Source organism: Koromonas soli, from assembly GCF_059726265.1.
Map to the genome: position 1 here is coordinate 206,908 of NZ_AP040872.1, position 21,521 is coordinate 228,428.

Here is a 21,521-nt window from a genome sequence, read left to right on the forward strand (position 1 = left end):
GAGTGTGTCGCATTTATGACGCTTTCGGTGTGAGATGCGTTCAAAAAACGAAACGACGCAGCCTGCCGACATTATCGCGAGTTCGTCCATGGTGTGAATGCGAGTTCATCTGTTGCGCTCTCCAAACTTATGTCGCAATGAGGCTTGGATCGGAAGAGTTATCTGAAAAGTTGAACTAAATGCGGCAGCGACTCTGCTTCGAGCATCTCTTAACCCAAAGCTTACATTCCACGCTGACCAGGTCTGCCCATGACGAACATTCCTCGTGACCCATCCTTCGATGGCACACACTCCTTACTATTTTCCGAGGGATACAGGTATGTCTCCAATCGTTGCGAGCGGCTTGGTGCCGATCTTTTCGAGACTCGCGTCATGCTCCGTAATGCAATATGCATGCGAGGTGCCGAGGCGGCTGAAGAGTTTTATCATCCTGGACGTTTCACGCTCCGCGGAGCAATGCCCCTGTTCGCCACCAACCTCATTCACGATCTTGGCAGCGTGATGATGCTCGACGGAGAAGACCACCGCCGCCGCAAGCGAATGTTCTTATCTTTCGTCTCTCCCGAATCGCTCAATCGACTTGTTCGCATCACTTCGCAGCATTGGCGTGCGCACGTTGAGCGATGGCACGGCATGTCGAGCGTCAGCCTATTTCACGAAGCGCACTTTCCCCTCTGCTCAGCTGTGTGCGAGTGGGCCGGGCTTCGTCTTGATGATCGCGAAGTGCGCCAGTGTGCGCGCGAGTTTGAGGCCATGGTAGAGGGCACCGGCTCCATTGGTCCCCGCAACTGGCGCGGACACCTGATGCGCATTCGCACTGAGCGATGGATGCGGCAGGTCGTGCGTAACATTCGTGGCGGCAAATTTCTCGTTCCCTCGTCCAGTCCGGCTTATCTCATCAGCACCTTTCGCGATAATCGTGGCCGCTTGCTGGACGTGCGGTCCGCTTGCGTCGAGTTGATCAACCTGCTTCGCCCAACAGTGGCCAATGCGCGTTACATCGTGTTTGCCATGATGGCTCTTCACGCCCATCCGGAGTGGCGCAAGAGGCTAGCCGACAGCGACGAGCAACTCGGATATTTCGTCGATGAAGTCCGTCGCTATTACCCGTTCATTCCAGTGATCGGCGGACGGGTGCTTGAGGAGTTCACATGGCGCGACCATCACTTCAAGAAGCGCGACTGGGTCATCATGGATCTCTACGGGACGAATCACGATCGGCGCATCTGGGGCGATCCCGAGCGTTTTCGTCCGGAGCGTTTCCAGCGCGAATCGCATGGCGTTTACGATCTCGTCTCCCATGGTGCTGGCGACCGCCGTGTCACACATCGTTGTCCCGGAGAGTGCATCACCGTCGAGCAGATGAAGGCCATCGTACAAATCATGGTGCGCGAAGTGAAATATGAGATTCCGAGGCAGGATCTTACCATCGACCTGCGCCGCATACCGGCCCTACCCAAGAGCCGATTCGTCATCTCCAACGTTTCCTGGCAGGCGCATGACAGGCGCAATATGACAACCGCCGTCGCCTAAGTTTCGCGCAGAAAAAAGCTCCCGTATTGGCTCACCGTTACGTCCAGGAGCGTAAGTCGTCATAGATGCCGCAACGCAACAGTAGAGCGCTGAGATCTGCATAGATGCATTCTCGACGCCCGCTATCCAACATTGCTGTGTACGGCGCCCGACGATCAAGGCCACGCGCACTCATCACCGGGCGATCACGGCGAATCTGTCATCGACCCGCGCCGTACACTTCCACGTTCGCACTTCTGCCCTCAGCTTCGTACCGTCAACACTGGGCAGCGCGCCTTGCAAACCACACCTGAAGCTGTGGCCCACGGTAGGTGAGTAACCAGCGCGCTTCGTGTCGAGTGGTGCGCTCCCATCACGATTATGCTTGCGTGCTTTGCCTCGGCGACTTCCAAAATCGTGCTCACTGCAGGGCCGCATTTCACCATCGTGTGCGGGTGCAGCTCTTTCATGATCGCCGGCGGAATGAACTCTTCCACTCTGCGATGCGCCATTGAGATTTCTTCGGAGATATATTCCATCGAGAGTCGAGTTGTTGGTGCGCCGCAGTTGAAATCCGACGGAACAATGTCGACCGACACCGGCACTGCATGCAGCACGATCATCGGCGACTCATATGTCCTCGCCAGCGAAACTGCGTACGGCAAAGCTTCCTGCGAGCCTTCCGAAAAATCTGTCGCCAGCAGGATCGTTCCATTTCTCAGGGGCGTTGCGTTCGCCGCCTCTGGACCGACCGTCAGCACCGGGCACCTGGCCTGCCGGTACACTTCTTCCGCAGCCGATCCCATTACTAACTTGCTCAGTCCGCGGCGGCCATGCGTGCCAAGAACAATCAAGTCAATCTTGCGTTCTTCAATCAACTCTTTCAGCACGGGCCAGAAATCTCCATAACGCGATGTCCATGTGCAATTCGAGTCGCCAAACGGTTTTCTGGCTTGTAACTCGCGAAAAGAGTTTTTCGCCATTTGGCTGTGCACATCCAGTTCCGGCATCAGGTCCAGCGGAACCTCCAGCACCGGTTCCGGAACTACCACATGCACCACGTGAATCGTTGAACCGTAGTGCTCCGCGATATCGCGCAGGTAAGGAAATGCTCCTTCAGAGCACGAAGAGAAGTCGGTTGCAAACAGAATGTTTCTTAGAGAGGGAACAACTGAAGTTTTTGCTGAACTCAACATGGGATACCTCCTGTCGGAGACAGTTCCCAGCGTGGAAGTGTATGCCGATTTCGTCCCTTCGCTGTGACCGCCATCACCCTACTGAGGCCCACCTTGCCTCCAGCACGTCACCGCAGTTCCAAAATGGGAATCCATAGAACCTTACATTTCCATTCACACTTGACGTGACAAAATTTGCTACATCGAACAAATACATCTCCAACCCGCATATACATACACGTTTGAGCTGAATATACATCTCCATGCATATTCATGCATTGCGGATTCCAAATGGTCTTTCTAGTTAAGAAGGTCTCACTACTCTCGCGCCCCAATTGGCACCCAGCCGTGTGACGCCGCTCACCGCTGCACCCCGTGAGTGGGAACAATCTCTCTGCCACAGGAGGCAGGATTCCAAGGCGAACCTGCTATGACCTATGAAGAAACTGATCATTCTTGGTGCTGCCGGACGCGACTTCCACAATTTCAATGTTCTTTATCGTGACGATCCGCAAGTTAGAGTTGTCGCCTTCACTGCCACACAAATACCCGACATCGCTGGCCGCAAGTACCCACCCGAACTCGCTGGTCCGCTTTATCCTCAGGGAATCGATATCGTTGAAGAGTCGCAACTCGAGGAGTTTATTCAGCGCGAGCAGATCGATGATGCTGTTTTCTCCTACAGTGACATTGCCCACGTCGATGTCATGCATTTGGCGTCGCGCGTCGTTGCCGCTGGAGCCAATTTCGTATTGGCCTCCAAGCAGAGCACCCAGCTCAAATCGCACCATCCGGTAATCTCCGTCTGTGCCGTGCGCACCGGATGCGGCAAGAGTCCCGCGACGCGCCGCATTGCAAAGCTGTTGCGCGAGCAAGGTTGGACACCGGTCGTCATTCGCCATCCCATGCCTTATGGCGATCTCGCACGCCAGGCATGCCAGCGCTACACCCGCATGGAAGACCTCGAATTCCACCAGTGCACGATTGAGGAGCGTGAGGAATACGAGCCGCACATTCAGCAAGGCACCACCGTGTATGCGGGTGTGGATTACGAGCACATCCTGCGGAGTGCCGAGCGCGACGGCGACATCATTCTCTGGGATGGCGGCAACAATGACACACCATTCTATTGCAGCGATCTCGAATTCGTTGTGCTTGATGCTCATCGCGTCGGGCACGAACTCACTTACTATCCCGGCGAAGTAAATTTCCGGACAGGCGCGGTGCTCATCATTAACAAGGTAGACAGCGCCAACATGTTCGAGGTGCGCCAGCTTCACGAACACTGCCGTCAATACAATCCTCAGGCAAAGGTCGTCGAAGCAGCCTGCCGCGTCAGTGTCACCAATCCGGAGATGTTGAGGGGCAAGCATGCGCTGGTCATCGAAGATGGACCGACGCTCACGCATGGTGGCATGGCTTACGGCGCCGGAGTCATCTGCGCACGCAATTGCGAAGTCGCAAGCATCGTCGATCCGCGGCTTCACGCCATCGGTTCTATCCGTCAGACCTTCGCCAAGTATCCGCACCTCAGCGGTGTGCTCCCCGCCATGGGATACAGCGAAACGCAGCGGCTCGAGCTGCAGGAAACCATCGAGCGCACCGCATGCGATGTCGTAGTAATTGCCACTCCTATTGATCTAACGCGCGTCATTCGTATTAAGAAGCCGACAGTTCGCGTCAGTTACGAACTCGAGGAAGTAACTCGTCCTGATCTATCCGAAATTCTCGAAGACTTCACTCGTACTCACCAGCCCGCAGCCTTGGAGGTGGCCATCGTGTGAACGACTTCATCTCAATTCGCGATCTCAAGCCAAGCGACATCAGGCACTTGTTGCAGGTGGCCAGCGACATCAAGGCCACTCCTTCGTCCTATGTCGATGCGCTCAAAGGTAAGACGCTTGCCATGCTTTTCGAGAAGCCCTCGCTACGCACTCGCGTAACGTTCGACGTCGCAATGCATGAACTCGGCGGGCATTCACTCTATCTCGGCCCTGATGAAATCCGTCTCGGCCAGCGCGAGAGCGTACACGACGTTGCCAAAAACCTAGAGCACATGGTGGATGGCATCATGATCCGCACCTTCGATCACCACCGTGTCGAGGAACTTGCGCAGCACGCCTATATTCCCGTCATCAACGGACTCAGCGACTACAGTCATCCCTGCCAGGCTCTTGCCGACTATTTCACCATCCTGGAAATCAAGGGCCGCATTCAGGGACTCAAGATCGCCTACATCGGCGATGGCAACAACGTCGCGCACTCTTTGCTTTTCGCCGGTGCGTTGCTCGGAGCCAATCTCTTCATCGCTACACCGTCTGGATACAAACCGGATGCACCGGCTTATCGCTGGGCCAATTCCTGGGGCCACGAGACTGGGTTTTCCTGCACCATCACCCATGATCCCCACGCCGCAGCCATCGATGCCGATGTCATCTACACCGACGTTTGGACCAGCATGGGCCAGCAGGATTCTGCTTCTGAACGCAAACGCGATTTCAGCGACTATCAGGTCAACATGTCGCTGTTCCGTCTTGCGCGTTCGAATGCCATGTTCCTGCACTGTCTTCCCGCTCATCGTGGCGAAGAGGTCACCGACGAAGTCATCGATTCGCCAAACTCGTTCGTATTCCAGCAGGCAGAAAATCGCCTGCACACGCAGAAAGCGACTCTGCTTGAAACCATGTACAACCTGCCGGAGCGCATGGCCCGTCACGATGCCATGCTGGTCTCCGCGCAGTGAACAAGGAGCGGAGCAATGACCCAGACTGCGCTGATCGCCATCGGTGGCAACTCGCTCATCCGCGAAGACGAGCGCGGCGAAGCCTCGCAGACCGCACAGAACCTGCGACGCACCGCCTCGGCCGTCATCGACCTCCTGCGAGATGGCCTTCGCGTGGTGATCACGCACGGCAACGGCCCACAGGTCGGTGCCGCATTGCTCCGCTCTGAGATTGCTTCTGACCGCGCCTATCCGCAGTCACTCGATCTCTGCGACGCTTCCACTCAAGGCGAGATCGGTTACGAACTCCTGCAAGCCTTGCAGAATGCGCTCTCCGCGACCGGGCTGAGTGTGCCGGTCGCAAGCGTAATCACGCAAACCGTCGTTCATGCCGACGACCCCGCTTTCACTCACCCCACCAAGCCTATCGGCGCCTTCTACACAGAAGAGGAAGCGCGTGCGCGCACCGCGCAGCTTGGATGGCACATGGTGCGCGACCGTCAGCGGGGCTATCGTCGCGTTGTGCCTTCGCCCGATCCCGTCGAGATTGTCGAGATCGAAATCCTGCGCCGCCTCGTCGCTTCAGGCGCTCTGGTCGTCGCCGCCGGAGGCGGAGGCATTCCCGTTGTTCGCACTCCACACGGTCTGCACGGAGTCGAAGCCGTCATCGACAAGGACCTCGCATCGTCGCTCCTCGCCACTGAACTTGGTTGCGACCTGTTCCTGATTACAACCGATGTGGAGCGCGTCTTCATCGACTACCAAACCACGACGCAGCGGCCCATCGACACCATCCATGTTGAGGAACTCGCAACCCTGCGGGATTTTGGGCAATTTCCTCCCGGCAACATGGGGCCGAAGATCGAAGCCGTCCTTCGTTTCATCCGCGCCGGAGGCACTCGCGCCGTCATCACCGATTGCGATCATCTGCATGACGCACTGCGCGGCATCGTCGGTACCCAGATTCTCCCCGCCCGCTTGCGGCCTTCGCGCGCCGCAGCCGTAGAACACCAAGCCTGCAGCATTCGCTGATTTTCAACAAAGTCTCGCCATCGACGGTCGTAAAAAAAACGCGCCGGCGAGTACCGGCGCGCACCCCTAAATCAAAATGCAGCTACTTCTTTACTACCATCGCGTCGTAAGAATGCGTCCGAGCCGAAATCAGCTCGAGTGCTTTCTGCGCGATGTGTTCGGCTGACACTTCAAATTCCTTTACCAGCTCCCATGGCGCCCCGGAATCACCAAAGCGGTCCTGCACTCCGATGTATCCGGTCACCACCGCGCGATGAGACAGAGACGGCTCTTCCATCACCAGTCCTGCCACGCGCCATCCCAGCGCTCCGACCTGATGTTCTTCCGCCGTGATCAGCACACTTGTTTCGCGAGCCGCTCTCAGCACTGCGTCGCGGTCGATTGGTTTCAGCGTGTGCATGTTCAGAATGCGCGTCTGGTACCCATAATCGTTGTTCAGAATCCACGCTGCCCGCATTGCCTCCGGCACCATCGGACCGCATGCAATGATCGTCAGGTCCTCGTGTTCGTTTTCGTACTCTTCTGCTAAGCAGGTCTCAAACGCCTCTGCAAAATGCTCTTTTTCACCACGGAATCGAATTACGTTTGCCTTGCCAAAGACCCATGGCGTGGCCACATCCGAAATCACCGGAGTCGCCTCGCGTGCGAAGCGCACATACTTCGGTCCCTTATGCTCCAGCAGCATGTACTCTGTTGCCTTCTTCGTCTCAACGGAATCCGCCGGAACCACCACGCTCATGTTCGGCAGCCCGCACATGGCAAACAGGTCTTCCAGCGCCTGGTGCGTCGCACCATCCGGACCCACGCTCACACCGCCATGCGCTCCGGCGATAAACACATTCAGATTGCCGTAGCACACCGACACGCGCACCTGATCCAGATTGCGCGCCGCTGCAAATGTCGCATACGTCCCGAACACCGGCAGCTTGCCTTCCTTCGCCAAGCCCGCTGCCACGGCGGTCGCCGACTGCTCTGCGATTCCCATGCTCAGCCAGCGCGACTTTCTCTCCGGATGCCCGGTGTAGAAATCGCTAATCGTAATCGAGCCCGAGATATCGAGACCCAGTCCGACCACGCGCTCATCATTGCCCTTCGCGGCCAACGCTTGCCCAAACCCTTTTCGCGTCGGCTCCATGGCGACGTGCATTTTCTGCTGCGAGTTCCACCAGTAATTTTCGGTGAACTTCGGCATCTTCGCCGCGAGTTTGCGATCCACGCCCTGCTGATATTCGCCCGCATATTCTGAAAGCGCTTCCACGTCGATTTTGTCGCTGACACCCAGCTCTTCCAGAGCCTTCATCAACTCATCTCGATTTGGAGTCTTTCCATGCCAGCCCGCCACGTTTTCCATGAAGCTGACGCCCTTACCTTTAACCGTGTCAGCGACGATCACCTTCGGCTTTCCATTGCGGCTTTGCTTTGCATCGGTCAGCGCCTTCACGACCTGCTGCATGTCGTGACCGTCAATCCGCACCACTTCCCATCCAAAGGACACATACTTCTCCTCGATGGGATCAATCTCCATCACATCCGAAACCTTGCCATCGATCTGCAGACGGTTCTTGTCAATAATGGCGACCACATTGTCCAGCTTGTAGTGAGCAGCCTCCATCGCGGCTTCCCACACCTGGCCTTCCTGCTGTTCGCCGTCGCCCATGATGCAGAACACCGTGTATGACTTGTTGTCCAGTCTCGCGGCCAGTGCGTTGCCCACGGTCACGCTCAGCCCCTGCCCCAGTGAGCCGCTCGAAATCTCGACCCCTGGCAGCTTCACCCAGTGCGGATGCCCTTGCATGGGCGATGACAGTTTCCGCAGCAGCGCCAGGTCATGCTTCTTGCAGAACCCTGCAAATGCCAGTCCGACATACAAAGCTGGAGCCTTGTGTCCCGCCGACCAGATAATGCGGTCGCGCTCAGCCCACATCGGATTCTGCGGCACATGATCGGCGACCTGCAGGTAGAGTGCGGCCGTAATGTCCATGATCGAGAGCGTGCCGCCCGCGTGTCCGGAGCCCGCGCAATAAAGAGCTGCCAGGTTATAGCCGCGCATCAGCGCTGCCTCTGTTTTCAGTTCCTCAATCGAATACTGTCGAACCGGTTGGAGCGTTTCGCAATCAAGAATGGACATTTTCGCCTCAGTCGGGTGTACGGGGACGGCCTCCGGCACCCTTTTTAGCCGCCACACCGCGCGACACTTTATGTCGTCGTCTTCAACTGCGCAGTGAGCGATGTCACGCCCTGCATGTGATGTGTGTTCCGCCCGCCAAACCTCCGCGATTTGCCTCCTGCCTCTGTCCGAACCAGCAGCTTCGTAATCCGCCCTGAGCTGGCGCATTGAGGGCAACTCCGGCCTGCCACCCCCATTCTGAGTGCAAGCAAGTCATGGATCGATACACGATCCTGTCACTTCACCCAGGAGAGTCTTATGAAGTTATTCACTGCAATTGCCGCGGCCACCCTGCTCATGGGCAGCATGGCCGTCGCACAGGATTCGGCAATGGCCTCCAAGGCCGACAACATGCGTACCGGCTCTAACGTCGAGCAGCAACTTAAGGACATGGAAAACCAGTGGGCTAAGGCCGCGCTGGCTCATGATGGCGACGCGCTCACGCCCGTGCTCGCCGAAGATTTCGTTGGCATCGACGCCGATGGCTCCGTGCACAACAAAACCGAGCTTATCGACCGCACTCGCAAAGCCAAGTTTGAGGTTAGTCAGCTCAGCGACATGCAAGTCACTCCACACGGCGACACTGCCGTCGTTACTGGCACTTGGACCGGCAAAGGCATGGACGCCAGCGGCAAAGCAATCGACGCCAAAGAGCGCTGGGCCGACACCTGGGTCAAAAAAGATGGCAAGTGGCAATGCGTCGCTTCCGCCTCCGCGCCTCTCAAATAACCTTCGAAGCTCGGGCTCCATCGCTCTCACCTGTGCGGGGAGCCCGTGGATTTTGTTCTTGCCGGCTTCAGCCCAATTACCGAAGTAACTGGTTTATCAAGCTTTTCCGCATCTTTGGTTCAGGTCTGGGTGTACAGTGACACCCTGCGGAAATGCAAGTCCCTTCCCCCTCCGCTGCAGTGATGGCAGGCAGTCCAGCAACATTGGATTCTTATGAATTCGATTTTCCAGCTTTGGACCACCGGATTCGCTGTTGCCCTCTTTCTTTGCTTGATGGTGCAGCTTCCCGGAGTGGTGTATCTGCGCTGGTGGCTCTTTGCGTCCGCCGCCGGATTCGCAGTGTCGCTGCTCGAGTGGTTCGCTGCCGGAGATCCTTCCCGTCGCATTCTGTCCATCATCCTGCTTTGTCTTTGTGCGCAAATGGGCTTAGTCGCCTGTGGATTGCTCGCCCATCTCCGCATTCGCAAACCGGCTCCCACGGTCATCGCGGGCTGCATTCTTCCCGGGTTAATCGTAATCACCCTCTTCGGAAACTCCATCGACCGCCTTGCCGCCTGCCGCTGCCTTATCGCTGCGCTCACTCTCGCCATCATCTTTTTCTCCTTCTGGAAAGAGAAGGGATTCCACAGCTGGGCGCGATTCGTCATCTCGGGGCTTTTGCTGTTTGCCATGGTCCATGAGCTGATTTCGTTTTTCATCTGGAGCCTGCGCATGTGGTGGGCACTTGCTCATCTTCCGTCGATCAGTGTCGCCGCCGTCATCGACTCCTGTGCCATCACCATTGCTCTCGTATTTCTTGCCTTAAGTGGGCTCGCCTTCGATCTTGACGAGGCTCGCGCCCGCTCCGAACGCATGACGCAGTTGGTGAACTCCACCTGCCACGGCATTTGCGAAATTGACCAGAGCGGCCTTGTCACCTTTGCCAATTCCGCTGCCGCTGACATTCTCGACACCAACGACAGCTCCGCAGGCGACGTATGGATTCAGGAGAAACTTCAGCCTGACGACGAGGACTCTTCGGTTCGTGCCGTCTCAGAGTTCATCCTTCGTCCCACTGCCGCGTTCGATCGGGTGCGTGCTCGCATCTCGCGTTCTACCGGCGCTTCGGCTCCGGTCGAGTGGTCCTCCTCTCCCATTCTGTCCGACGGAGCGGCCATAGGTGCGACCGTCACCATCAGCGACGTCTCCGAGCGCGACTCCTCCGATCGCTTTCTTCTCCATCGCAATGAGCTTCTGGAGATGATCGCGCGCAAGAAGCCCGACGAAGACGTCGCCAGAATGCTTGTATCTGCCGTAGAGGAACGCCTGCCCGGATTTGCCTGTTCGATTCTGGTCTGCGACGTCGAGAGCTTTCGTGTAATCGCCTCACCGCGTCTGCCTGAAGCCGTTCACCACGCCATGAATGCCATGCCCTGCAGCCGCATCTTCCAGGTCACCGAGCGCAAAGGTTCCATGGAGCTCAAGAACTGGGAAGACGAGTTGCGCCGCATCGCCGGTGACTACAACTACGCGGGGACCTGGGCCGAGCCCATGATTTCCACCGCCAACGAGCTGCTTGGCACCGTCGTCCTCAACTATCCCGTTATGGCTCCGCTCGAACCTGCGCACACCCGCGTCCTTGCCGAAGCTGCCCGTCTCGGCGCGCTCGCCGTCGAGCACCACATGGGATGGGAGCGGCTGTTGCATCAGGGATATCACGACGCGCTCACCGGCCTTCCCAACCGTCTTCTCCTCGCCGACCGCGTCAAGCAGGCGCTTGCCCGTGCCGAGCGCAACCATAATCATGTCGCCTACATATCTATTGATCTCGACCGCTTCAAGGACGTCAATGACACCTTGGGCCACGATGCCGGAGATCTCTTTCTAAAGCAGATCAGTGTTCGTCTTCAGGCCCGCGTCCGTGCCACCGACACCTTGGCCCGCACCGGAGGAGACGAGTTCACGCTCATACTTCCCGACCTTCCCGACGTTCGTGATGCCAGCCGCGTCGCCGAAGCACTCACCAATGGATTCCGCGAGCCCTTCCGGGTTGAGAAACACACGCTCTATGGAAGTGCCAGTATAGGCATTGCCATCTATCCTCAGGACGGTCGCGATATCGACACCCTCCAGCGCAATGCTGACCGCGCCATGTATCGCGCCAAAGGTCAGGGACGCAATCTCTACCAGAACTATTCCGATCAGGATTCCATCGAGGATCGCAATCGCATCGAGATCGAGTACCACCTGCGCAAAGCCATCGAACAGGGCGGCTTTTCTCTCAATTTCCAGCCGCAGTTCACCTGCGACCACCGCCTCGTCGCCTTCGAAGCGCTCCTGCGCTTCCAGCATCCCAAACTCGGAATGGTGCCGCCCAGCCGCTTCATCCCCATGGCTGAAGAGAGCGGACTCATACTTCCCATCGGCGAATGGGTGTTGCAGGAAGTGTGCCGGCAACTCGCTGAATGGCAGGAAAAAGGACTTCGTCCCATCCGCATCGCCATCAACGTCTCTCCGCTTCAACTCGCCCGCGGAGATTTCTCTGACACCGTTGCGCGTGCGTTGCAGGCAAGCGGCGTCCGCCCCGACCTGATCGAACTCGAACTCACCGAGGGTGTACTCATGACTACCGTGCGAGATTCGGCCCAGCAGATCTCGGCCATGGCTCGCACCGGCGTCCGCCTCTCCGTTGATGATTTCGGCACCGGATACTCATGCCTCAGCTATCTTCATCAGTTGCCGTTGCATGTACTCAAAATCGACCGCTCGTTCGTCGCCCGCATGCTTGAGCCCGATGGGACCCGCTGCATCGTCGAAGCCATCATTTCGCTCGCTCACCGTCTCGGCCTCCAGACCGTCGCTGAAGGCGTCGAGAACGCCAATCAACTCGAATTCCTGCGCAATCTCGGGTGCGATCTCATCCAGGGATTCTTCTTCTCCCGTCCGCTTTCCGCCATCGATGCCTCCTGCCTCCTCTGGAAAGACACTGTCCTCGTGAAGCACGACTAGCGTCTTGAGCAAACCAACGTTGCCCAATCCTCATCGCACCTCTACGCACTCCGGCCTCTTGGTGTGCGCAAGGCCCGATGATCCTTGATCACACATCAGAACTCACGGTTAGCGACTCTCTCGTGCGACCCGCCTGGCGCGACCTCGTGGAATTGTGCGTTGGCTACGGACTCATTCTGGTTGTCATCTGGACGCCTCAACCCTGGCAACGAATCTTCTTCTTCGTCGCCCTTGCCTGGATCGTGCTGGTCACCTGCATTTCCTTCGAGGGACTGCGTGCCATGGGCCTGCGCGGCGGAGCATTCCTGCACTCGCTCTGGATCGTGGCCCTTGCTCTCGCTCTCGCAGCCGTTGCGGTTGCCATAGCAGGGAAGTATCACGCAATCCCAAACTCGCCTGCCATGCTCATCAGGCGTTTCTGGGGGTACGCCATCTGGGCCTTCCTGCAGGAGTTTCTTCTGCTCGACTTCTTCCTACTCCGCCTACTCCGGCTGATGCCTGACCGCAAAACTGCCATCCTCGCCGCCGCCGGACTCTTCACCTTCGCTCATCTCCCCAGCCCCATTCTCACCTTCGTTACTCTCGTCTGGGGACTCGCCGCCTGCGTGCTTTTCCTTCGCTACAAGAGCCTGTACACACTCGGCATGGCTCACGTCATTTTCGGAGTCTGTGTCGCGATCAGCGTTCCCTATACCGTCACTCACAACATGAAGGTCGGTCTCGGATACCTCAAGTACCGTCCTCCGTCCGCCACCTCCCATCCCTGACCTGCTTCCGAAGTTTTGATGGAAATTGCCCTGCAATTCCCGCGACGTATTCGGTTCATCGAGCATCTGTCCACTAAGGAGAAGGCCTTTGTATAAGCAATGTTCACATCTCAACCAGATCAAGGTGACCACGACCGATACGGATGTCTGTGAAGAGTGCATAAAGATGGGCGATGATTGGGTCCATCTCCGCCTTTGCCTCGAGTGCGGACACGTGGGATGCTGCGACTCGTCCAAGAACCGCCACGCCACGCTCCACTACCACCAAACGCATCATCCGCTCATGCGCTCGATTGAGCCGGGAGAAAGCTGGGTGTGGTGCTACATCGACGAGACCGCTCCCGGAGAGATTCGCAAACAGGGCTTCGTCCCCATGCACAAGGTGAGCTGACGCAGCTTGCAATCTCTTCGGTGAATGCCCACCACCGCGAGCTGAATCGGCAGTACAATATTTGCCCGCGAGGGGACTAGATACGCCCGCAGGAGGCAGGCATGTGCAGTAATTTCGGACTGAATCTCCACCCCGGACGCAAGCCATGCGCCCTGCAATGGCAGTGGTACAACTTCACCCTTCAGCTCTACCACCGCTTGCGCCGACGCTTTTTCCCCCGCGCCCTCCGCCTGACGAAATACCACCCTAACTAATCGTCGCCGGGGCACTCCGTGTGTCCCATATGAGTTCTAAGCACCGCGGGTGCCCCATATTAGCTCGCCTCTTTTGGCGAGCTAATGTGGGTCCTAATGAAGACCGCGAAGCGCTCCAAAGGTTCTTCTTCTGTCTTTGTTCTTGTCTTATGAATTTTGTCTTGAAGAATTGATGCCAGAACGCAAAACATATCACTGAACCGGGTGCCCCATCCTTTACCCCGCCCACACCCTCACACCTTCAGAAACACCCTCTTCCGATACAGCATCCACGTCGCCACCCAGCAGATCGCCGTAAAGAACACCGCATATCCCAACGCTCCCCACGCCACCCACGGAACACTGTCAAACGAATACAAGCTGATCGCCTCTTTCACTCCCATCAACTTGCCGCCCACGCGAAACTTAAACGCCACAAACGCGATCGCCACAAACTCCGAAAACGCGTATGCGAAAATGCAGTTCGTCCCAAACACCACCGGAACAATCGTCCACCGTCCACGCACCCTCTTCACATCCACCAGCCAGTAGCACACGGCCAGAGCGAGCATCGCGAATCCGACAGTGACGAGCACATAAGAACTCGTCCACAGCTTTTTGTTGATCGGGAACACCCGTCCCCAAACCTCGCCTGCTACAAAACACGCAACGCCCGCCGTGACCAACCGCCGTACCAGCTTTCCTGCATCGCCACGCAGTTCACGAATCCACTCGCCCACCGCAATCCCAAATAGCGTGTTGGCCATCGCCGGAAACGTGCTCAGAATTCCTTCCGGGTCGCGCACCTTCTCGTACAAATGTCCCCACATCACCTTGCGGTCAAGCCATGCCACGATGTTTCGATCCGGATCGAGCAGCGGAATATCCACCCCCGGCACTCCAAATCCCGGAACTGCGACATAGCGCATCATCACCCAGTAGCCAATCAGCAGCCCCGCAATGATGGCCCAGCGTGCGCGCACTCCCGTCCACAAATACAGAATGGCGCCCACCGCATAGCAGATCGCGATTCGCTGCAGCACTCCCGCCACGCGCCACGTCGATAGATGGTAATGAGGAAAGGCGTTGATCAGCAGCCCGATGCAGAAAATGATCGCCGAACGCCGCAGAATATGCGGCAGCATCTTCAGGCGCGATTCGCCTTCCGCGCGCCGAGAAGCAAACGAAAACGTCAGCGACACACCGGTGATAAACAGGAAAGAAGGGAAGACCAGGTCGGTCAACGTCCAGCCGTTCCAGTCCGAGTGCAGCAACTGCGCAAACGATCCCGGGCCGCTGTTGTTCACCACAATCATCAGCAGAATCGTGAATCCCCGAAAGATGTCGAGCGACATCAGGCGCTGCGTTTCAGCGCGCGGGACAATAGCAGCAGGAGCGGTCATTGCTCCTCATTATATCGGCCACTCTGCCCGCCTCGCGAGCATTCATTTGCCCGAGCGATACGTCCCCAGCACGCGCAACTCCACCGTGTTCGGAGCCAACTCGGCCAACGCCTTCTGCATGCGCGGGTCCTGTTCCGCCGCTGCCACTTCCATGAAGAACCTGTAGTGCCACGGCGTCCCCACCAGAGGACGGCTCACCAGGCTCATCAAATCCACATCATTCTTCGCAAACGGTTCGAGCGAATGAAACAGCGCACCCGGTTGATTCGCAATCGTCACCACCAGCGCCGTCGCGTCCGCCTCGCCATCCACCGGCACTTCGCCCGTCACCGGCTTCAGCAGTCCAAATCGCGTGTAGTTGCTGGGATCGTCTTCCACGCCTGCCGCCAGAATCTCTCCACCATACTCGCGCGCCGCATATTCACTGGCGATTGCCGACTCTGTTTTATTGCCTGCCTGCAATATCTGCCGCACGCTGCCCGCCGTGTCGTCAGCAATGCGCTTCGCAATCGCCGGATGCGCGGCAAAGAATCGCTCGCACTGCGCCAGCGCCACCGGATGCGACTGAATCACGCGAATCTCTTCCAGCTTCGCCCCCGGACATCCAATCACGCAGTGGCCAATCCTTAGCACCACCTCGCCCATCATTCTTAGCGACTTTTCGGTCGAGCCCTGGTACAGCAGGTCATAGCAGCGCAGCACCGGTCCTGCCAGCGTGTTCTCCAGCGGCGCCAGAATCAGCTCGGCCCTGCCGTCGTCGATCGAAGCGAACAGCGACTCAAACGTAGGGCAGGGAACTGTCTTTACCCGCTCGCCCAGCAGCTTCCGCGCTGCAATCTGGCTGAACGCGCCCGGTTCTCCCTGGAACGCCACGCGCGCGCCGTCTGCTATCTCGTGCATGTATCCACTCCCATCTGATACTGCAACCGCCGACTCTCCGCCAGGATCGAACCGAAGATCCGTTTCACGCTCGCCGCATTCAGCGGTCCCGCATTCTGCTCCAGCACCGCATTCAACACCGCGGCCTCGCGCGCCTCGTCCGACACCGGAAGATTGTTGCTCCGCTTCAGCCTCGCAATCTCGGCCACCGCCTCAGCGCGTCGGTTAATCAGGTTCAACAACTCCATATCCAGATGATCGATTGCTGTCCGCTTCTGGCTCAGTTCCTGGTTCATTTCCTGCTCTCCTTAGCTGTTTTGCGCAAAAACACGAAGGCCGCGATCTTTGGAATCGCGGCCTGGGATGAAGAATTGTGCGAAGTCTAGAGTTGTCTCTCGGAAGCGCACACCCTCATGCCCAGCCGCGGTGTAAAGAATCCGCGGTAAGCAAAAAAGCCGAAGCTAAATCGAGTGGTGTGCATAAACTCTGTCAAAACCTTAGCGAAACTCGCCTCCCCTGTCAATCAGCTTTGAATCCATCCCGCGCTTTTGCCCGTGCAGGAAAGGATGTTCGTGCGATGTTTGAGCAGCAAGTCGATTCGGGTCGAACCCCAGGCATCGCGCGTGAACCGAGCCCAGGCGCCGCGGGTGCCCCATATACGCTCGCCTCTTTTGGCGAGCGCATGTGGGTCCTAACAAAGAACGCGCGTAGCGCGCTCCAAAGGTTCTTCTATTGTTGTTGCTCTTGCCGTTGCTGTTGCCGTTGCTTTTGCTCTTGCTCTTGACGTCGCTCTTCTTCTGCCGTTGTTCTTGATCTTAGTGTCATCCTGAGCGAAGCGAAGGACCCCTACCCCCTCCACCATTCCCCCCAGTCTCCACCCTCACTTCACCGGCGCAAACCCATACTGCGCCATCAACCCCACAATCTCCGGTGTGCGCACAAATTCCATAAACCGCATCGCCCCCGCCCTATCCCGAGCGTTCTTGAGAACCACCGCTCCCTGCTCCAGCGGAGCATAGTCCGACGCCGGAACCTCCACCCACCTTCCCGCATTCTTCATCGCCGGACTCAGCGCCAGAGATAGCGCGATCAGTCCCGCATCCGCATTTCCCGATTGCACAAACTGCGCCGTCTGCGAAATGTTCTCTCCCACCACGAACTTCCCTCGCAGCTGCTCATAGAGACCTTCGTGCTTCAGCGCCTCGGCCGCGGCCCTCCCATACGGCGCATGACTCGGATTCGCCACAGCCACCCGCGCCACCTGCGGCCCCAGCAGCGCCCTCAATCCCTGCTGCAAATTCACCTGCGAGCGATTCGGCACATACAGCACCAGCTTTCCCACGGCATACTTGTACAACGAGTTCGGAACCGTCATCCCCTCCGCCTCTAGTCGCTTTGGAAACTGTACGTCTGCGGAGAAGAAAACATCGATCGGCGCGCCGTTCTCAATCTGCAGAAGGTACTGTCCCGACGAGCCATAATTCACCCGCACCTTCTTGCCCGTCTGCTTCTCAAACCGTGCTGCAATCTCCGGAAACACCGACGACAGATCCGATGCCGCCGCGATCGTCAGCTCCTGCGCCCACGCCGCCGAAGACAGCAGCAGCACAGCAATGGCGACAACAAGTTTCCTCATTGCGCTTACGCTTCCTTGCCTTTCCAGATTGTCCCTGCAATTCCCACCGTGATCATCTGCACCAGAACGATCAGCGCCACGCACGCCTTCCACTGCCCGTAGCGCCACAGCAGCCCCGGCAACACTCCCGCCACCGATCCGCCAATGTAATAGAACATTACATACAGCCCCGAGGCCGATGCGCGCCCGCCCGACTTCGCTTCGCGTTGAATGTAGCTGGTCGAAGCCGACTGGCAGATGAACACTCCCGATGACAGCATCACCAGACCCAGCAGGATCACCGCCATATGCGGCACCAGCGTCAGCAGCACTCCACAAACTCCCGCCATCACTGAAAAAATCAATGCCGCGCGCGATCCCACGCGTGAAATCCAGACTCCGCCAAACGGTGTCACCAGCAGCCCAACCAGATACACCATGAACAGCGCGCTCAATTCCGCAGGCGTCAGTTCAAACGGCGGCGCGGCCAAGTAGAAAGTGATGTACGTAAACGTCGCGACCAGCGTAAACAGCACATTGAATCCCACCGCATAGGTCGCCAACAGTTGGGGATTCCTCAGATGTTGCGTAAACGTACTGTGATTGTTCTTCGCGACCTCCGCCACCGGAGAATCGCGAGGCAGCCATCGCCACAGCAGTATTCCGAAGATGATGTCAAACGTGCCGATGAACGCAAACCCGTTGCGCCAGCTTGGCAGCACAAACGGAATCAGATGATGCGTGGCCGCGACGCCCGTAAAGATTCGTCCGAGAAATCCTCCCGCCACCGTGCCGCTCACATAAATCGACGTCACCTGCGGCACCCGATGCCGAGGCCATTCCTCGCCAATATAGGCAATCGTTACGCCGAACACACCCGGCATCAGCACGCCCTGCAGAAATCGCCAGAAGACCAGCACGGAGAGGCTTCCTGCCGTAGCGGCCATGATCGTCGGCACCGCCAGCAGAAAGATCGAGATGACGATGACCTTGCGCCGCCCCACGCGCTCTGCCAGCGCTCCGGCAAAAGGCGCACTCAGCGCCACTCCCAGCGTCGCCGCCGAAACCGTTCTTCCCACCTGCGACTTCGAGGCGTTAAACAGCTCTTCCAGCAGCGGCAGCAGCGGTTGTGTCGCGTACAAATTAAAAAACGCGGCGATGCCGGCCAGCGTAACGGCAATCACCGCGCGTGTATCGTTCTTTTCTGGAACTTCGTCCAGCGAGGGCCTCGCCGTCGTGGACTCGCCGGCTGCCACTACGGCGTCGGCTGTTTCATCACTGGAGAATCGGTCAGAACCTTCAAATGCTTGCATGAAACCTCAACATTTAAGGTTACACCCGCCGATTCTCCAGCAGCGAGTTGCGATTTACCTTGCTTCCATCGCCAGCTTTGCGATGGTCATCAACTGCATGTTCGAAGTCCCTTCGTAGATGCTGCCAATCTTCGAATCGCGGAAGAACTTCTCAGCCGGATACTCTTTCGTGAAGCCCACTCCTCCAAAAACTTCCACCGCCTGCGAAGCCACGCGCTCCGCCACCTGTGACGCATACAGCTTCGTCATCGCGGCTTCTTTCAGGAAGGGGATTCCGGCATCTTTCATGCGCGCGCAGTTATAAACCATCAACCGCACCGCCGTGATCTCCGTCGCCATCTGCGCCAACTGGAACTGAACTCCCTGGAAGTTCGCCAACGGCTGCCCAAACTGCTTGCGCTCTCTCGCATACTTCGCAGCCGCTTCCCACGCGCCCTGCGCCAACCCCAGCATCTGCGCGCCAATCCCGATGCGTCCTTCGTTCAGCGTCTCGATCGCGACCTTATACCCTTTGCCTACCTCGCCCAGTAGATTCTCTTTCGGCACGCGGCAGTCCGTCATAATCAACTCCGTCGTGCTCGATGCGCGAATGCCGAGTTTGTTTTCCTTCTTGCCCACCGCAAAGCCGGGGAAGTCTTTCTCCACGATGAATGCCGTGATGCCCTTGTACCCCGCCGAAGGATCTACAGTGGCGATAATGATGAACAGGTTCGATTCCTTGCCGTTCGTAATCCACAGCTTCTGTCCATTCAGCAGCCAGTGGTCGCCCTTGTCCTCCGCGCGCGTCTGCAGCGCAAACGCGTCGGAGCCGCTGCCCGCCTCGCTCAGCGCATAGGAGCCGACCCACTCGTTCGCCATCTTCGGCAGATACTTCTGCTTCTGCGCCTCCGTGCACCAGCGGATCAGCGCATTGTTCACCAGCGTATTCTGCACATCCACCAGCACGCCCACCGAGGGATCTACTCTCGACAGCTCTTCCACCGCGAGAATCGCCTCAAAGAACGTGCCACCGCCCCCGCCATATTGCTCGGGAACCTCAATGGCCATCAGTCCGAGTTGATGGAATTGCTCCACCAGCGAGTGGTCCATCACGCCGCGCTCGTCCATCTCGCTCACCAGCGGACGCACGGACTCCTCGGCAAATCGCCGAATGTTGTCACGGAATAGCTGCTCGTCTTCAGAAAGCACGAGCAAAGGTTGTGGCCCTTTTTCACGCCCTGTAGCAGTTGTCATTTTAGAAACGAGGCCTCGCTTGAAGGGAGATGAGGAACGGGCGATTGTAGTTAGTTTCCAGCGACTGCGCAACTTGAAGGGAAAAGGACCAGATTGGGTGGCCCAGAGTTGGCGTTTTTTCAACTCTGGGACTGATTGCATCCAGCAACCTGCGTAAGCACTAGGCAGAGACTTGACCGCCTCGAGCAACCTGCTTGAGCACACGCAGAGGCATCGAGCAACCTGCTCCAGACAATCAATTCTGTATGTTATTGCGTCGAGCACTCTGCTCAAGACGAGACAAACCGCTCTACTACGGCCGCCGATAGACGATCTTCAGCTTCTCTACTTCCATCAGCTTCTTATACTGAGCGCGTGCATGTACGGCCCACGGCCCTTGCACATCGAGATTCAGATACGCTCGCCAGTGCTTGATCGATTTCCGAGGTTGCCCCGAGCGCTCATAGGCCAGAGCCAGATTGTAGTGCGCATCGGCATACGTCGGAGCCAGTTGGATAGCGGTCTTGTAGGCCGCAATTGCCTCCGTCATACGTTGCGTCTCATCCAGCACATTGCCCAGGTTGAAATACGCCAGCGCATATCGAGGATCGCTCTCGATAGCTCTGCGATAGTGCGCCTCCGCCAACGGATACTCCGAGTGGTTGTAGTAGATCGTGCCCAGGTTAATGTGTGCAGGAGCGTACTTGGGATCCAACTCCAGCACTTTCTTGTAATACTCGACAGCCTCGTCCGCCGACGTCGGATCGTCTTCCAGCGCCACGCCGCGCGCAAAGAGTTCAGCGAGCGATTTGCCCTCTGTCGCCGGAACAGGACGCGCCACCGTAGCCGTGGTCTCCACCACCTGCCCCGAGTCGCCAAAATCCATGATGAATTGCCCATTGATCGGGTCCAGCGCCTTGCCTTCCGTCCGAAACGCCACGCGCGAGCCAAAAGAGAACGATCCTGCTTCGAGCAGCGGATTCTCCATCCCTGCCACACGCGCCTGCATAGCCAGCAGCGAGGCCAGAATGGTTGCGCTCTTCACGCGCTTGGCCCTGAGGTCGCGAACTTTTTTAATTTGGAGGAGGTCGAAAAATGAGAAATGGTCGCCCGGAGCAACCAAGCCGGCCCGTTGCCACCCGCTGAGTTGCCTCGCCGTGATTCGAAGAATCCTGAGTAGATCCGTTCGTTCGAAGTGGGTCACAGTTAAGCGTCGCCGTTCAAGGTCATTATGGCCAGCAAGAGTTTTGAATGCAAGGGAAATCGTTGATCTTGAAGGAATTGCACCACAATGAAGACACTTTTCTGAGAGAGCGACCGGCCCCCGGAACCAAACTGGTAACATCGCGGCTGCCTATAGGTGATCAAGAGGCTGTACCCGGA

Annotated in this window: 18 protein-coding genes; 9 read left to right on the top strand and 9 right to left on the bottom strand. The window is 57.7% G+C overall.

Annotation, left to right across the window (positions count from 1 at the left end):
• The first annotated feature begins 249 nt into the window (after nucleotides 1-249).
• The gene (locus tag AC6IY8_RS00885; protein ID WP_497776723.1) at nucleotides 250-1,533 is read left to right on the top strand and encodes a cytochrome P450; all 1,284 of its coding nucleotides are present in this window, start codon (nucleotides 250-252) and stop codon (nucleotides 1,531-1,533) included.
• A gap of 242 nt (nucleotides 1,534-1,775) precedes the next feature.
• On the opposite strand, the gene AC6IY8_RS00890 is transcribed toward AC6IY8_RS00885, so the two are convergent.
• Complete coding sequence (locus AC6IY8_RS00890; protein ID WP_497776724.1) at nucleotides 1,776-2,708, bottom strand: universal stress protein; 933 nt, start codon at nucleotides 2,706-2,708, stop codon at nucleotides 1,776-1,778.
• Between the two features lie 416 nt (nucleotides 2,709-3,124).
• On the opposite strand from AC6IY8_RS00890, the gene AC6IY8_RS00895 reads away from it, so the two are divergent.
• The 3 genes from AC6IY8_RS00895 to arcC are packed head-to-tail and all read left to right on the top strand — an operon-like array spanning nucleotide 3,125 to nucleotide 6,441.
• Nucleotides 3,125-4,471: a cyclic 2,3-diphosphoglycerate synthase gene (locus AC6IY8_RS00895; RefSeq protein ID WP_497776725.1), complete on the top strand. Its 1,347-nt coding sequence runs from the start codon at nucleotides 3,125-3,127 to the stop codon at nucleotides 4,469-4,471.
• On the top strand, nucleotides 4,468-5,430 hold the full coding sequence (gene argF, locus AC6IY8_RS00900; protein ID WP_497776726.1) for an ornithine carbamoyltransferase: 963 nt from the start codon (nucleotides 4,468-4,470) through the stop codon (nucleotides 5,428-5,430). The genes AC6IY8_RS00895 and argF overlap by 4 nt, the downstream gene beginning before the upstream one ends.
• Nucleotides 5,431-5,445: 15 nt before the next feature.
• A complete protein-coding gene (gene arcC / locus AC6IY8_RS00905) occupies nucleotides 5,446-6,441 on the top strand; it encodes a carbamate kinase (protein ID WP_497776728.1) in 996 nt (331 codons plus the stop codon).
• A gap of 82 nt (nucleotides 6,442-6,523) precedes the next feature.
• Here the strand turns inward: arcC and AC6IY8_RS00910 are convergent, their stop codons facing one another.
• Nucleotides 6,524-8,569 carry a transketolase gene (locus AC6IY8_RS00910; protein ID WP_497776729.1) on the bottom strand — a complete coding sequence of 682 codons (2,046 nt, stop codon included), beginning with the start codon at nucleotides 8,567-8,569 and terminating at the stop codon, nucleotides 6,524-6,526.
• A gap of 297 nt (nucleotides 8,570-8,866) precedes the next feature.
• On the opposite strand from AC6IY8_RS00910, the gene AC6IY8_RS00915 reads away from it, so the two are divergent.
• The 5 genes from AC6IY8_RS00915 to AC6IY8_RS00935 all read left to right on the top strand — a co-directional run bounded on the left by AC6IY8_RS00915 (nucleotide 8,867) and on the right by AC6IY8_RS00935 (nucleotide 13,737).
• Entirely contained in the window at nucleotides 8,867-9,337 is a 471-nt protein-coding gene (locus AC6IY8_RS00915; protein WP_497776730.1) for a nuclear transport factor 2 family protein, read from the top strand.
• Between the two features lie 213 nt (nucleotides 9,338-9,550).
• Nucleotides 9,551-12,325: a putative bifunctional diguanylate cyclase/phosphodiesterase gene (locus tag AC6IY8_RS00920; RefSeq protein WP_497776732.1), complete on the top strand. Its 2,775-nt coding sequence runs from the start codon at nucleotides 9,551-9,553 to the stop codon at nucleotides 12,323-12,325.
• 77 nt (nucleotides 12,326-12,402) lie between these two features.
• Nucleotides 12,403-13,092: a CPBP family glutamic-type intramembrane protease gene (locus AC6IY8_RS00925; RefSeq protein WP_497776734.1), complete on the top strand. Its 690-nt coding sequence runs from the start codon at nucleotides 12,403-12,405 to the stop codon at nucleotides 13,090-13,092.
• 88 nt (nucleotides 13,093-13,180) lie between these two features.
• Complete coding sequence (locus AC6IY8_RS00930; RefSeq protein WP_497776735.1) at nucleotides 13,181-13,483, top strand: ubiquitin carboxyl-terminal hydrolase 14; 303 nt, start codon at nucleotides 13,181-13,183, stop codon at nucleotides 13,481-13,483.
• Between the two features lie 101 nt (nucleotides 13,484-13,584).
• The gene (locus AC6IY8_RS00935; protein WP_497776736.1) at nucleotides 13,585-13,737 is read left to right on the top strand and encodes a hypothetical protein; all 153 of its coding nucleotides are present in this window, start codon (nucleotides 13,585-13,587) and stop codon (nucleotides 13,735-13,737) included.
• Between the two features lie 233 nt (nucleotides 13,738-13,970).
• Here the strand turns inward: AC6IY8_RS00935 and AC6IY8_RS00940 are convergent, their stop codons facing one another.
• The 7 genes from AC6IY8_RS00940 to AC6IY8_RS00970 all read right to left on the bottom strand — a co-directional run bounded on the left by AC6IY8_RS00940 (nucleotide 13,971) and on the right by AC6IY8_RS00970 (nucleotide 21,183).
• Nucleotides 13,971-15,119, bottom strand: coding sequence for an acyltransferase family protein (locus tag AC6IY8_RS00940; protein ID WP_497776738.1), 1,149 nt, complete (start codon nucleotides 15,117-15,119; stop codon nucleotides 13,971-13,973).
• A 42-nt stretch (nucleotides 15,120-15,161) separates the two neighbouring features.
• Nucleotides 15,162-16,019: a prephenate dehydratase gene (locus tag AC6IY8_RS00945; protein ID WP_497776739.1), complete on the bottom strand. Its 858-nt coding sequence runs from the start codon at nucleotides 16,017-16,019 to the stop codon at nucleotides 15,162-15,164.
• The gene (locus AC6IY8_RS00950) at nucleotides 16,007-16,294 is read right to left on the bottom strand and encodes a chorismate mutase (protein WP_497776740.1); all 288 of its coding nucleotides are present in this window, start codon (nucleotides 16,292-16,294) and stop codon (nucleotides 16,007-16,009) included. The genes AC6IY8_RS00945 and AC6IY8_RS00950 overlap by 13 nt, the downstream gene beginning before the upstream one ends.
• A 584-nt stretch (nucleotides 16,295-16,878) precedes the next feature.
• Nucleotides 16,879-17,634, bottom strand: coding sequence for a molybdate ABC transporter substrate-binding protein (gene modA / locus AC6IY8_RS00955; protein ID WP_497776742.1), 756 nt, complete (start codon nucleotides 17,632-17,634; stop codon nucleotides 16,879-16,881).
• 5 nt (nucleotides 17,635-17,639) lie between these two features.
• On the bottom strand, nucleotides 17,640-18,926 hold the full coding sequence (locus tag AC6IY8_RS00960; RefSeq protein WP_497776744.1) for an MFS transporter: 1,287 nt from the start codon (nucleotides 18,924-18,926) through the stop codon (nucleotides 17,640-17,642).
• A 54-nt stretch (nucleotides 18,927-18,980) separates the two neighbouring features.
• Nucleotides 18,981-20,159, bottom strand: a complete 1,179-nt coding sequence (locus AC6IY8_RS00965; protein ID WP_497776745.1) for an acyl-CoA dehydrogenase — start codon at nucleotides 20,157-20,159, stop codon at nucleotides 18,981-18,983.
• Nucleotides 20,160-20,451: 292 nt separating this feature from the next.
• A complete protein-coding gene (locus AC6IY8_RS00970; protein WP_497776746.1) occupies nucleotides 20,452-21,183 on the bottom strand; it encodes a tetratricopeptide repeat protein in 732 nt (243 codons plus the stop codon).
• Nucleotides 21,184-21,521: the final 338 nt, after the last annotated feature.